Origin of the sequence: Burkholderia sp. KCJ3K979 (assembly GCF_016759955.1) — a bacterium.
Classification (GTDB): domain Bacteria; phylum Pseudomonadota; class Gammaproteobacteria; order Burkholderiales; family Burkholderiaceae; genus Burkholderia; species Burkholderia orbicola.
This window is the reverse complement of the sequence record NZ_JACFYV010000024.1, coordinates 1-12,353: the sequence shown is the minus strand read 5'-3', so window position 1 is coordinate 12,353 and position 12,353 is coordinate 1. Positions and strand designations below refer to the sequence as shown.

Genomic DNA, 12,353 nt, shown 5'->3' with positions numbered 1-12,353 from the left:
GTTGCGCGCACCAGCCACGACCCGACCGGAGCGAACGCGGATGACCGACAAGAAGATGCAGCTCGACAAGATCGATCTCCGGATCCTCGACATCCTGCGTACCGACGGGCGAATGTCCTACCGGAAGCTGTCGGAACTCGTGAACCTCACGCCGCGGCCATGCCAGGCGCGCGTGGAGCGGCTCGAGGCGCTCGGCGTGATCGAAGGGTATCGCGCGGTGATCAAGGCGCCGCGCACGACCAAGCCGATCGTCGTGATCGCGCAGATCGTGCTGGCCGATCACGGGCGTTCGCAGGCGCCGTTCGAAGAGGAAATGCGCGCGAATCCGGCCGTGCTCGACTGCTGGCTCGTCAGCGGCACGTTCGATTTTCTCGTGCGGCTCGCGTGCGAGGATCTCGACGAGTACCGGCGGATCGCGAACGTGTGGCTGGAAAGCCCGCGGTTCCGGATCGAGAAGATCGTGACGACGGCCGAACTGCAGGCGATCAAGCGCAGTGTCGTGTGATGCGACCGGCCCGGCAGGGCCGGTTTCGATGCGAATGACCGGGGCAATCGATTTGCATTCCAAATCAAATCGGCTGGCCGGACCACAATCAGGGTGAACACTATGGATGCCATGCAAGCGGCGGCGGAGACGGCCGCGCCGTCCGGGACGACGCTGAAGCGCCGTCTGCAGGGCCGCCACATCGCGATGATCGCGATCGGCGGTTCGATCGGCACGGGGCTGTTCGTCGCGTCGGGCGCGTCGGTCGCGCAGGCGGGGCCGGGCGGGGCGATCGCCGCGTATCTCGCGATCGGGATCATGGTCTACTTCGTCGTCACGGGGCTCGGCGAGATGGCCGCACTGATGCCGGTATCGGGCTCGTTCGCGATCTACGGCGAGAAGTACGTCGACGAAGGCTTCGGCGTCGCGCTGGGCTGGACCTACTGGTACAGCTGGGCGGTGACGATCGCGATCGAGCTGGTCGCCGCGCAGATCGTGATGCGCTACTGGTTTCCGTCGGTGCCGGGCGTGTGGTGGGGCGCGGGCTTCCTCGTGCTGGTCTTCCTGCTCAATACGCTGTCGGTGCGCGGCTTCGGCGAATCGGAATACTGGTTCTCGCTGATCAAGGTCGTCACCGTGATCGCGTTCATCGCGGCCGGGCTGCTGATCGCGGCCGGCGTGCTGGGCGACGGGCATACCGGCAGCGGGTATGCCGGCACCGGGCATACCGTCGGCTGGCGCAACTTCACGACCGGCGACGCGCCGTTCGTCGGCGGCGTGCACGCGATGATGAGCGTCGCGCTGATCGCGGGCTTCTCGTTCCTCGGCACCGAGCTGGTCGGCATCACGGCCGGCGAATCGGAAAACCCGCGCAAGACGATTCCGCGCGCGGTGAAGCAGATCTTCTGGCGGATCATGCTGTTCTACGTGCTCGCGATCTTCGTGATCGGCCTGCTCGTGCCGTACACCGATCCGAACCTGCTGAAGAGCGACGTGACCGATGTCGGCGTGAGCCCGTTTACGCTGGTGTTCAGCCACGCGGGGTTCCCGCTCGCCGCCGGCGCGATGAATCTGGTGATCCTGACGGCCGTGTTGTCGGCCGGCAATTCCGGCACCTACGCGGCGACGCGGATGCTGTACAACCTCGCGTCGGAAGGGCGCGCGCCGGCGATGTTCGCGACGCTGTCGCCGGGCGGCGTGCCGCGCAACGCGCTGTACGCGACGATGGCCGTCGGCGGGTTGTGCTTCCTCACGTCGCTGACCAACAACCAGCGCATCTATCTGTGGCTGCTGAATACGGTCGGCATCACCGGCTTCATCGCGTGGCTCGGCATTGCGGTCTGCCATTACCGGTTCCGCAAGGGATTCCTGAAGCAGGGCTATCGTCTCGATCAGCTGCCGTATCGCGCGAAATGGTTTCCGTTCGGGCCGTTGTTCGCGATCGCGATCTGCATCGTCATTTCGCTCGGCCAGGATTACCAGGCGTTTTTCGCGGCACGCATCGACTGGATGGAAGTGCTGTCGATCTATGTGTGGATTCCGCTGTTCGTCGCGATCTGGTGGGCGTATCGCCGCGCGCGCAAGAGCCGGCTCGTGCGCTACGAGGAGATGGACATCGGGCCGTGGCTCACGCGCTCGGTCGAGGCCGTCGACGCGGCCGCCGCGCAGCACGGGCAGCCGCATTGATCCTGCGTGAAATCCGCCCGCGCGCGCACTTTCCGCGGTACGTGCCCGGCCGTTACTTGTCCAGCTCCGGATAGTGCCGGAAGATCCCCATGTCGTTGAACGGGATGCGGCGTTCCGACTCGAGGTAGCGCGCGACCGGCGGATGCTGCGCGACGCGATCGTGCAGCGCGACCAGCGCCGCGACCTTGCGCTCCGCGCGCTTCATCGCTTTCGGGAACGCGTAGCGCAGGCCCTCGATCAACTGGAACATCGTCAGGTCCGCATAGGTGAGCGCGCTGCCGGCGATATAGCCGCTCTTGTGGGGATTCTGTTCGAGCAGGCGATCGAAGTAGCCGAGGAATTTCGGCAGCCGGTTCTCGAGGAAATCGGCGGCGCGCTCGGCTGCTTCCGCTTGCTGCTCCTCGTAGTAGAGGCCGCTGCCGATCGGATGGTGGGTGTCGTGGATCTCGGTGACGAAATCGGCGGCGGTCAGCTGGATCTGGTGCACCCACAGCCGGCCGGCTTCGTCGTCAGGCGCGAGCCCGAGCCGCGCGCCGAGAAACAGCAGGATGTTCGCGGTCTGCCCGACGACCACGTCGCCGGCCTTCAGGAACGGCGGCGCGAACGGCACGCATTCGGCCTTCGCGCTGTCCATCATGCGCATCATGGCCGACACGCCCATTCCGCGCCCCGATTCGCGCGCGACGTCGACGTAATCGGCCTCGGCCGCCTCGAGCGCGAGCCGCACGTATTCGCCGCGGCCCTGGATCTCGGGCCAGTAATAGAGTTCGTATTGCATGCAAGTCTCCTGTCCGGTCGATGCGCCGGGATGCACGCATCGCGATGGCGGGGAGGGCGGCCGCGCGCCGCCCGTTGCGAATAGACAGTCTATGAGATCGAGTGCGAAATGCCAGTGGCGCCGCGTGTCATGGGCGGCGTTCGTCGCAGCCATTCGGCCGGTCTCCGGTGAATGACGACCTGCGTCGTGTCGGGGCCACGCATCGTATGCCTGCTGACGGTTCGCATGACTTGATTCGGAAATGATCATTTCCTATAATGCCGCATGGCTACGAAAATTGCAGCGAACGTTGGCAGGCCGCGAGAGTTCGATATGGATGAAGCGCTGGACGGCTTCATCCGCGTCTTTCGCGAGCGTGGCTATCATGCGACTTCTATCGGCGACCTGTCCCGGGAGACGGGGCTCACCGCCGGCAGTCTTTACAAGGCCTTTGCCGACAAGAACGCCATATTCGTTGCCGCGTTGAACCGGTACATCGATCGGCGCGTAAGCGAGCTCAACATGATCCTTGCCGATGAAAAAAACGGACGGGACAAGGTGCGAGCGCTCCTGCGCTTTTACGCGGACGTCTCGCATGGAGACGAGGGTCGAAAGGGTTGTCTGGTCGTCGCCGGCGCCATTGTTCTGAGTACGCTGGATAGCGAGATCGCCGGTATCGTCCACAAATCGATGCAGAGGATCGAGCGTCTCCTTCGCGATTTGATCAAGCAAGGGCAGGCCGATGGATCCGTCGATGCCGCGCTGAACGCGCAAGCCGCGTCGAGCTGTCTGTTTGCCATGGTGCAGGGGCTTCGAGTGGTGGGGAAGCTCGGCCAGAGCCGGAGCGACATGTCGATGCTGGTTGACGAGGCAATGCGGCTGCTCGACTAAGGTTTCTGCGTTACCGGACCGGTGACTCGATGTGAAATAGCACGCGAAACCGCGCGTGCGCGTGGTCCGGTTTCGCCGAATTGGGAAATGAGTATTTCCGAATGGAATGGCTCCCGCTGCCCCGGGGGCCATCATCGAGGACAGTCGATTCTGTAGAGAGGACGAACTTATGTACCAGCATCAATCATCCGCGGAGGCGTCGCACTTCGAGGCCGCGCCCTATTTTCGGGAAGACCCGCGGCTCGCCGGCTTTCGTCATCGGTTCGATACGGTAGACGGGGTGCGCCTTCATTTTGTCGAAGGAGGCCGCGCCGACGGCGAGACCATCGTCCTGCTCGCCGGGTTTCCGGAAAGCTGGTACGCGTGGCGGAGAATCATGCCGCTTCTCGCGGACGAATTCAGAATCGTGGCGCCGGATCTTCCCGGACAAGGCGATTCGGATCGTCCACTCGTCGGTTACGACACGCAGACCGTCGCGGCAACGCTTGCGCGCCTGCTGGAGCGGCAAAATATCGCGCGCTTTTACCTGGCCGCTCACGACGTCGGGGCGTGGGTCGCCTATCCGTTTGCCGCGATGTATCCCGATTCAGTGAAGCGATTGGCGTTGCTCGACGCGGGGATACCCGGCATCACGCTGCCCGCCGCACTGCCGATCGAGCCCGGCAACGCATGGCGCACGTGGCACTTCGCATTTCATGCTGTCGCCGACCTGCCGGAGACGTTGATTGCCGGCAAGGAGCGCGAGTATCTCGATTGGTTCTTGCGTCGCAAGGCGGCCAATCCCGAGTCGTTCTCCGACGCGGATGTCGACGAGTATCTCCGGGTGTTCACCCGGGACGGCGGGTTGCGAGCGGGGCTGGCCTTCTACCGGGCCGTGTCGGAGTCGTCGGCGCAGAACCGCAAGCTGCAGGCGCTGGGGAAGCTGAAGATGCCCGTGCTCGCCGTCAGTGCGGATCAGGGATCCATACCCGACATGGCGGGGCCGCTTGAACATGTCGCGGAACAGGTGACGGCTGCGACGATCGCGTATAGCGGGCATTTCATTCCCGAGGAGCAACCGCAGGCGCTGGCGCGCGAGTTGCGCAATTTCTTCCGTTAGCACGCCGCCGCGAGTCGATAGCGATGCCCTGGGCGGCCTGCGGCGGTCGAGAAATCGCGCCGCGCAAGCCAGCATGGGTGCGGCGCACGGATGCGTCGCACGCGTGGGCGCGTTTGGCCGGGTTGCGCATCGCTCGCGACAACCTGCGCCAAGTGCGTATGCCGACGGCGCGACTTGTCCGCGTCCGGCCGCCGCGCTTGCCGGGTAATGCTTATCCGGGTATCGCCTGTACCACCCAACTCACTGTTTTTATTCACTTTTTTCGTTATCGTGGTACTCCGCGGGCCGATTTTGCGTGGCATAATCGACCACATCCGCAAGGCTTGTAGTCACAACGACCCCGCATACCCATGGCACAGACTCTCTACGACAAACTGTGGAACACCCACGTGGTCCACACCGAGGAAGACGGCACGACCCTGCTCTACATCGACCGTCAGCTGCTGCATGAAGTCACGAGCCCGCAGGCGTTCGAAGGGCTGAAGATCGCGCAGCGTCCGGTGTGGCGCATCAGCGCGAACCTGGCCGTGTCGGACCACAACGTGCCGACGACGGACCGCAGCCACGGCATTGCCGATCCCGTCTCGAAGCTGCAGGTCGACACGCTCGATTCGAATTGCGACGCATTCGGCATCACGCAGTTCAAGATGAACGACGTGCGCCAGGGCATCGTCCACATCATCGGGCCGGAGCAGGGCGCGACGCTGCCGGGCATGACGATCGTGTGCGGCGATTCGCATACGTCGACGCACGGCGCGTTCGGCGCGCTCGCGCACGGCATCGGCACGTCGGAAGTCGAGCACGTGCTCGCGACGCAGACCCTGCTGCAGAAGAAGAGCAAGAACATGTTCGTGAAGGTCGAGGGCGCACTGCCGCGCGGCTGTACCGCGAAGGACATCGTGCTCGCGATCATCGGCAAGATCGGCACCGCGGGCGGTACGGGCTACGCGATCGAATTCGGCGGCTCGACCATTCGCGCGCTGACGATGGAAGGCCGCATGACCGTCTGCAACATGGCGATCGAGGCCGGCGCGCGCGCAGGCATGGTCGCGGTGGACGACACGACGATCGACTACCTGAAGGGCCGTCCGTTCGTGCCGACCGGCGCGGAATGGGATCAGGCCGTCGAATACTGGCGGCAGTTCAAGTCGGACGACGGCGCGCAGTTCGACCGCGTGGTCGAGCTGAACGCGGCCGAGATCGTTCCGCAGGTCACGTGGGGCACGTCGCCGGAAATGGTCACGTCGATCGACGGTCGCGTGCCCGACCCCGAGCGCGAGAAGGATCCGGTCAAGCGCGACGCGATGGAGCGCGCGCTGGCATACATGGCGCTCGAGCCGAACACGCCGATCGAATCGATCAAGGTCGACAAGATCTTCATCGGCTCGTGCACGAACGCACGGATCGAGGACATCCGCGCGGCCGCGTACGTCGTGAAGAAGCTGAACCGTCGCGTCGCGTCGAACGTGCGGCTCGCGATGGTCGTGCCGGGCTCGGGCCTCGTGAAGGCGCAGGCCGAGCGCGAAGGGCTCGACAAGGTGTTCACCGATGCGGGCTTCGAATGGCGCGAGCCGGGCTGCTCGATGTGCCTCGCGATGAACGCCGACCGGCTCGAGCCGGGCGAGCGCTGCGCGTCGACGTCGAACCGCAACTTCGAAGGCCGGCAGGGCGCGGGCGGTCGCACGCACCTCGTGAGCCCCGCGATGGCGGCGGCCGCGGCGATCGAAGGTCACTTCGTCGACATTCGCCAGCTGGGGTAACACGTGACGGCATCGAAGGTCATCGCGCGGCTGGTTGCCGCGCTGGCGCTGGCGGGGCTGGGCTTCGGCCTCGCGGGGTGCAATACCGTCCGAGGCTTCGGGGAAGACGTCAATGCCGCCGGCAGCGCACTGAAGCGCGCCGCGGAGTGACGTTTCCCGCCGAGAATTTGTCGATGTGCGCCGGCTGAATGCCGGCCCTTCAACCGGATAGACGGATCATGGAAAAATTCACTGTACATACCGGCGTCGTGGCGCCGCTCGATCGCGAGAACGTCGACACCGACGCGATCATCCCGAAGCAGTTCCTGAAGTCGATCAAGCGCACGGGCTTCGGTCCGAACGCATTCGACGAGTGGCGCTATCTCGATCACGGCGAGCCGGGCCAGGACAACTCGAAGCGTCCGCTGAACCCGGACTTCGTGCTGAACCAGCCGCGCTACCAGGGCGCATCGGTGCTGCTTGCACGCAAGAACTTCGGCTGCGGCAGCTCGCGCGAGCACGCGCCGTGGGCGCTGCAGCAGTACGGCTTCCGCGCGATCATCGCGCCGAGCTTCGCCGACATCTTCTTCAACAACTGCTACAAGAACGGGCTGCTGCCGATCGTGCTGACCGAGCAGCAGGTCGATCACCTGTTCAACGAGACGGTGGCGTTCAACGGCTTTCAACTGACGATCGACCTCGACGCGCAGGTCGTGCGCGCGGGCGACGGCCGCGAGTATCCGTTCGAGATCGCCGCGTTCCGCAAGTACTGCCTGCTGAACGGCTTCGACGACATCGGCCTCACGCTGCGCCACGCGGACAAGATCCGCCAGTTCGAAGCCGAGCGGCTCGTGAAGCAGCCGTGGCTCAACACCAAGCTGGTCGGCTGATCGCGCGTGGCGGGCGGGCGCGCCGTGCGTGCGCTCGCCGGCCTGCCTCCATAACAATCTACCCAGTCAGGAATTTCGCATGAAGATTGCAGTGCTGCCCGGCGACGGCATCGGTCCGGAAATCGTCAATGAAGCGGTGAAGGTGCTGAACGCACTCGACGAGAAGTTCGAACTCGAACAGGCGCCGGTCGGCGGCGCGGGCTACGAGGCGAGCGGCCATCCGCTGCCCGACGCGACGCTGGCGCTCGCGAAGCAGGCCGACGCGATCCTGTTCGGCGCGGTCGGCGACTGGAAGTACGACTCGCTGGAGCGCGCGCTGCGCCCCGAGCAGGCGATTCTCGGGCTGCGCAAGCACCTCGAGCTGTTCGCGAACTTCCGCCCGGCGATCTGCTATCCGCAGCTCGTCGATGCGTCGCCGTTGAAGCCGGAACTCGTCGCGGGCCTCGACATCCTGATCGTGCGCGAACTGAACGGCGACATCTACTTCGGCCAGCCGCGCGGCGTGCGTGCGGCGCCGGACGGCCCGTTCGCCGGCGAGCGCGAAGGCTTCGACACGATGCGCTATTCGGAGCCGGAAGTGCGCCGCATCGCGCACGTCGCGTTCCAGGCCGCGCAAAAGCGCGCGAAGAAGCTGCTGTCGGTCGACAAGTCGAACGTGCTGGAAACGTCGCAGTTCTGGCGCGACATCATGATCGACGTGTCGAAGGAATACGCGGACGTCGAGCTGTCGCACATGTACGTCGACAACGCGGCGATGCAGCTCGCGAAGGCGCCGAAGCAGTTCGACGTGATCGTCACGGGCAACATGTTCGGCGACATCCTGTCGGATGAAGCGTCGATGCTGACGGGTTCGATCGGCATGCTGCCGTCGGCATCGCTCGACAAGCACAACAAGGGGCTGTACGAGCCGTCGCACGGTTCGGCGCCGGACATCGCGGGCAAGGGCATCGCGAACCCGCTCGCGACGATCCTGTCGGCCGCGATGCTGCTGCGCTACTCGCTGAATCGCGCGGAGCAGGCCGATCGCATCGAGCGGGCGGTGAAAACGGTGCTCGAACAGGGTTATCGCACGGGCGACATCGCGACGCCGGGCTGCAAGCAGGTCGGCACGGCGGCGATGGGCGACGCGGTGGTCGCGGCGCTGTAAGCGGACGGAAATGAAGTCCGGTAATTAAGATGAAAAGGGCGCGAACGGGCCGGAAAAATCGGCCGGTTCGCGCACCGTTGGCCGTTGTGCGGGCCAGCGGCTTTGTGTAGACTCGAACGATGGCGCTGATTTCCCTGATCTCCCCGGTCCTGAAACTCCACGGCAACACTGCCCGTGCGGGTGCGCGCGCCATCGTCATCACGAAAACCATTACCACGAAAACGATCATTAAACGCTGATCGCCGTCGTGCCCGCCTGTTTCCCCGCGCGGTCACGCGGGGACGGAAATGGCGGGGAAGCTCCATTCAAGCAAAGGGTTAGTCATGAACGTAGGTCTCGTAGGTTGGCGCGGCATGGTCGGCAGCGTCCTGATGCAGCGCATGCAGGAAGAGGGCGATTTCGACCTGATCGAACCGGTGTTCTTCAGCACCAGCAACACGGGCGGCAAGGCGCCGTCGTTCGCGAAAAACGAGACCACGCTCAAGGACGCGACCAACGTCGACGAGCTGAAGAAGTGCGACGTGATCATCACGTGCCAGGGCGGCGACTACACGAACGACGTGTTCCCGAAGCTGCGCGCGGCCGGCTGGAACGGCTACTGGATCGACGCGGCATCGTCGCTGCGGATGCAGGACGACGCGGTCATCATCCTCGATCCGGTCAACCTCGACGTGATCAAGGATGCGCTGGTCAAGGGCACGAAGAACTTCATCGGCGGCAACTGCACGGTCAGCCTGATGCTGATGGCGCTCGGCGGCCTGTTCCGCGAGAACCTCGTCGACTGGATCACGGCGATGACCTACCAGGCCGCATCGGGCGCGGGCGCGCAGAACATGCGCGAGCTGCTGTCGCAGATGGGCACGCTGAACGGCGCGGTGCAGGAACAGCTCGCCGATCCGGCGTCCGCGATCCTCGACATCGACCGTCGCGTGCTGGCCGCGATGAACAGCGACGCGATGCCGACGAGCCACTTCGGCGTGCCGCTGGCCGGTTCGCTGATTCCGTGGATCGACAAGGATCTCGGCAACGGGATGTCGAAGGAAGAGTGGAAGGGCGGCGCGGAAACCAACAAGATCCTCGGCAAGCCGGCGATGGGCGAGCCGGGTTCGATCCCGGTCGATGGCCTGTGCGTGCGGATCGGCGCGATGCGCTGCCACTCGCAGGCGCTGACGATCAAGCTGAAGAAGGACGTGCCGCTCGACGAAATCAACGGCATCCTCGCATCGGCGAACGACTGGGTGAAGGTCGTGCCGAACGAGCGTGAAGCGTCGATGCGCGACCTGTCGCCGGCGAAGATCACCGGCACGCTGTCGGTGCCGGTCGGCCGCCTGCGCAAGCTCGCGATGGGCGGCGAATACCTGTCGGCGTTCACGGTCGGCGACCAGCTGCTGTGGGGCGCGGCCGAGCCGCTGCGCCGCATGCTGCGCATCCTGCTCGACAAGTAAGCACGCTGGCGGTCCGGCCCGCGGGCCGCGCTGCACGATACGACGCGCCGCGTCGGCCTTGGGATTCAGGGTCGGCGCGGCGCATTTTTCATGGGCGGTCGTTCAGCGCAGGTTCAGCAGCGTCTGGTCGACGGCCTGCTGAGTCTTGATCGTCTGCGCATTCGCCTGGTAATTGCGCTGCGCGGTGATCAGGTTCACGAGCTCGGTCGTCAGGTTGACGTTCGAGTTTTCGAGCGCGCTACCCTGCAGCGTGCCGTGGTTCGTGCTGCCCGGAGCTGAGACCTGCGGCACGCCCGACGCGGCCGTTTCCGCATACTGGTTGCCGCCGATGTTCACGAGCCCGTTCGGGTTGTTGAAGTTCGCGAGCGCGATCAGGCCGAGCACCGCGCTCTGGCCGTTCGAATAGTTGCCGGTGAGCTTGCCGTCGGTGCCGATCGAGAACGTCGTCAGCGTGCCGCTCGCGAAGCCGTCCTGCGCGAGATTGCTCACACCGTCCTTGCCGCCGTACTGCGTCGTGCCGCCGAGGTCGAGCGTCAGGTTCTGCGGATTGGCGCCGCCCGTCGTGCTCGGGATCGAGAACGCGAACTGGCCGAGGCTCGGCGTCGGCTGGCCGGTCGCGGCCGACGTCGTCGAGCTGAGCCGGCCCGACGCATCGAACGTGACGGTGCCGAGATTCGTCGGCGTCTGGCCCTGCACGCCCGCGTAGGCCTGCCACGTGCCGGCCGCGCCCTTCGCGAAGTACATCGTGACCTGTTGCGAGCCGCCGAGCGTGTCGTAGACCTGGATCGACGAGTTGTAGTTGTACGTCGTGTTGTCGGTCGCGTTGAACGGCGTCTTGGCCGGCACCTTGTCCTGCGCGTTCAGGTTGAACTGGCCGGTGATCCTGCTCGTCGCGCGCGGTGCGATGTTGCTGGTCGGCGCCTGCAGCGGCACGGTCTGCGCGGTGTTGATCACGCCGCCGGCGCCTGCCGCATAGCCCATCAGGTTGCGGCCTTGCGCGTCGACGATCGCGCCGTTCTTGTCGCGGTGGAACGTGCCGTCGCGCGAGTACGTGGTCACGCCGTTGCTCGACATCTGGAAAAAACCGTTGCCGTTGATTGCAACGTCGAGCGACGACTTCGTCGAATTGATCGTCCCCTGGCCGAAATTCTGCTGCACCGACGCGAGCCGCGTGCCGATGCCGATCTGCGTGTTGACCGACGTCGCGACCGAATTCGCGTACATGTCGGCGAAGTTCGCGCGTCCCTGCTTGAAGCCGACCGTGTTTGCGTTCGCGATGTTGTTGCCGATGACGTCGAGATTGCTCGACGCCCCGGCCAACCCGCTCAAACCCTGCTGATAGCCCATGTTCGTCCCCGTAACGAGCTCGTGAGTGAATGCAGTCGTGCGACTGCGCGATGACCCTCCGGTACTTCACGGCATCAGTCCGACCGCGTGCTGCTGTCTTTCCGGCATGGGCGGGCGCGAGGTCGAAATGTGCCGATTCCTGTTTGAAGGCGATCGTATCGACGGCGGTTATCAGGTCTGTGTAATTTTGTGTAATGCAATTGAATTGATGCAGAAACGATCGCTTTTGTATGAGTAATGGATCGTGCGGAAGGGGTGAAAGCCTTACGGGGCGGGGCTTTGGCGGTGTGAATTCTCATTTCTCCGATAAGAGGGGGAAATTGCCTTCTTAACGACGAATTGGAATCGATCGGGATGGGATTGATCGCCGGTCGAGATTTGTTTTGATTGTGCGGCTGGTCATTCATTAACGGCGGGCGGGATGGATTGTTGAGGAAACGCTTGCGATTCTGTTGCTCGGGTCCTTCGGAGGATGTCCGCTGAGCGCCACAAGGCCGTGTCATTCGAGTGGGGCGCGAGTCTGCCGTGAGACGGCTTTCGACTGCGGCAAGCAGGTTCATTTTTACGGGTTGGATACATGGACTGCGACACGCGCACCCGCTCGACATGAGCGCCCGCCCGCGCCCGGCGGCACCTGCCGGCGACGAATTCGGCCGGAACCCGATCGCGTGAAGTAAACTACGCGGTTACGACGCACAGACCCGCCGAAAGCGTCGCGTTTCGCGCGACGCTTTTGCATTTCTGCAGCCATTTTATTGACGCTTCCAACCGCGAATCCGAGCCGCGCCCGCGCGCGGCGATAGAGCCAACGATGTCCCGAATTTCCTTGTTTCCGCGTCAGTCCCGCCTGTCGCGCGCCGTGCGTGGC

Annotated in this window: 13 protein-coding genes; 11 read left to right on the top strand and 2 right to left on the bottom strand. The window is 64.6% G+C overall.

Annotation, left to right across the window (positions count from 1 at the left end; translation table 11 throughout):
- The first annotated feature begins 40 nt into the window (after positions 1-40).
- Positions 41-505 carry an Lrp/AsnC family transcriptional regulator gene (locus tag H3O04_RS08545; RefSeq protein WP_023474469.1) on the top strand — a complete coding sequence of 155 codons (465 nt, stop codon included), beginning with the start codon at positions 41-43 and terminating at the stop codon, positions 503-505.
- 102 nt (positions 506-607) lie between these two features.
- On the top strand, positions 608-2,170 hold the full coding sequence (locus tag H3O04_RS08540) for an amino acid permease (protein ID WP_043886333.1): 1,563 nt from the start codon (positions 608-610) through the stop codon (positions 2,168-2,170).
- A gap of 52 nt (positions 2,171-2,222) precedes the next feature.
- Here the strand turns inward: H3O04_RS08540 and H3O04_RS08535 are convergent, their stop codons facing one another.
- The gene (locus tag H3O04_RS08535; RefSeq protein ID WP_011548101.1) at positions 2,223-2,948 is read right to left on the bottom strand and encodes a glutathione S-transferase; all 726 of its coding nucleotides are present in this window, start codon (positions 2,946-2,948) and stop codon (positions 2,223-2,225) included.
- Between the two features lie 264 nt (positions 2,949-3,212).
- On the opposite strand from H3O04_RS08535, the gene H3O04_RS08530 reads away from it, so the two are divergent.
- The 8 genes from H3O04_RS08530 (at position 3,213) to asd (ending at position 10,138) form a co-directional block, all read left to right on the top strand.
- Positions 3,213-3,818, top strand: a complete 606-nt coding sequence (locus tag H3O04_RS08530) for a TetR/AcrR family transcriptional regulator (protein ID WP_006479342.1) — start codon at positions 3,213-3,215, stop codon at positions 3,816-3,818.
- A gap of 169 nt (positions 3,819-3,987) precedes the next feature.
- Positions 3,988-4,917 carry an alpha/beta fold hydrolase gene (locus H3O04_RS08525; RefSeq protein WP_006479341.1) on the top strand — a complete coding sequence of 310 codons (930 nt, stop codon included), beginning with the start codon at positions 3,988-3,990 and terminating at the stop codon, positions 4,915-4,917.
- Positions 4,918-5,267: 350 nt separating this feature from the next.
- A complete protein-coding gene (leuC, locus tag H3O04_RS08520) occupies positions 5,268-6,677 on the top strand; it encodes a 3-isopropylmalate dehydratase large subunit (RefSeq protein ID WP_202587500.1) in 1,410 nt (469 codons plus the stop codon).
- A gap of 3 nt (positions 6,678-6,680) precedes the next feature.
- Positions 6,681-6,827, top strand: coding sequence for an entericidin A/B family lipoprotein (locus H3O04_RS08515; RefSeq protein WP_011548098.1), 147 nt, complete (start codon positions 6,681-6,683; stop codon positions 6,825-6,827).
- Between the two features lie 68 nt (positions 6,828-6,895).
- A complete protein-coding gene (gene leuD, locus H3O04_RS08510; protein ID WP_011548097.1) occupies positions 6,896-7,546 on the top strand; it encodes a 3-isopropylmalate dehydratase small subunit in 651 nt (216 codons plus the stop codon).
- A gap of 79 nt (positions 7,547-7,625) precedes the next feature.
- Positions 7,626-8,693, top strand: coding sequence for a 3-isopropylmalate dehydrogenase (leuB, locus tag H3O04_RS08505; RefSeq protein WP_011548096.1), 1,068 nt, complete (start codon positions 7,626-7,628; stop codon positions 8,691-8,693).
- Between the two features lie 119 nt (positions 8,694-8,812).
- Positions 8,813-8,932 (top strand): hypothetical protein, encoded by a 120-nt coding sequence (locus H3O04_RS08500; protein WP_006756675.1) that lies wholly within the window; start codon positions 8,813-8,815, stop codon positions 8,930-8,932.
- A gap of 84 nt (positions 8,933-9,016) precedes the next feature.
- Positions 9,017-10,138 (top strand): aspartate-semialdehyde dehydrogenase, encoded by a 1,122-nt coding sequence (gene asd / locus H3O04_RS08495; protein ID WP_012338485.1) that lies wholly within the window; start codon positions 9,017-9,019, stop codon positions 10,136-10,138.
- Positions 10,139-10,240: 102 nt separating this feature from the next.
- On the opposite strand, the gene flgE is transcribed toward asd, so the two are convergent.
- A complete protein-coding gene (gene flgE, locus H3O04_RS08490; protein ID WP_023474476.1) occupies positions 10,241-11,485 on the bottom strand; it encodes a flagellar hook protein FlgE in 1,245 nt (414 codons plus the stop codon).
- A 25-nt stretch (positions 11,486-11,510) separates the two neighbouring features.
- On the opposite strand from flgE, the gene H3O04_RS08485 reads away from it, so the two are divergent.
- Positions 11,511-11,723 (top strand): hypothetical protein, encoded by a 213-nt coding sequence (locus H3O04_RS08485; RefSeq protein ID WP_124476667.1) that lies wholly within the window; start codon positions 11,511-11,513, stop codon positions 11,721-11,723.
- The last annotated feature ends 630 nt before the right edge of the window (positions 11,724-12,353 follow it).

Coding starts and splice junctions, on each gene's coding strand:
- H3O04_RS08545 (WP_023474469.1), top strand. CDS start 41: ATGACCGACAAGAAGATGCAGCTCGACAAGATCGATCTCCGGATCCTC.
- H3O04_RS08540 (WP_043886333.1), top strand. CDS start 608: ATGGATGCCATGCAAGCGGCGGCGGAGACGGCCGCGCCGTCCGGGACG.
- H3O04_RS08535 (WP_011548101.1), bottom strand. CDS start 2,948: ATGCAATACGAACTCTATTACTGGCCCGAGATCCAGGGCCGCGGCGAA.
- H3O04_RS08530 (WP_006479342.1), top strand. CDS start 3,213: ATGGCTACGAAAATTGCAGCGAACGTTGGCAGGCCGCGAGAGTTCGAT.
- H3O04_RS08525 (WP_006479341.1), top strand. CDS start 3,988: ATGTACCAGCATCAATCATCCGCGGAGGCGTCGCACTTCGAGGCCGCG.
- leuC (WP_202587500.1), top strand. CDS start 5,268: ATGGCACAGACTCTCTACGACAAACTGTGGAACACCCACGTGGTCCAC.
- leuD (WP_011548097.1), top strand. CDS start 6,896: ATGGAAAAATTCACTGTACATACCGGCGTCGTGGCGCCGCTCGATCGC.
- leuB (WP_011548096.1), top strand. CDS start 7,626: ATGAAGATTGCAGTGCTGCCCGGCGACGGCATCGGTCCGGAAATCGTC.
- H3O04_RS08500 (WP_006756675.1), top strand. CDS start 8,813: ATGGCGCTGATTTCCCTGATCTCCCCGGTCCTGAAACTCCACGGCAAC.
- asd (WP_012338485.1), top strand. CDS start 9,017: ATGAACGTAGGTCTCGTAGGTTGGCGCGGCATGGTCGGCAGCGTCCTG.
- flgE (WP_023474476.1), bottom strand. CDS start 11,485: ATGGGCTATCAGCAGGGTTTGAGCGGGTTGGCCGGGGCGTCGAGCAAT.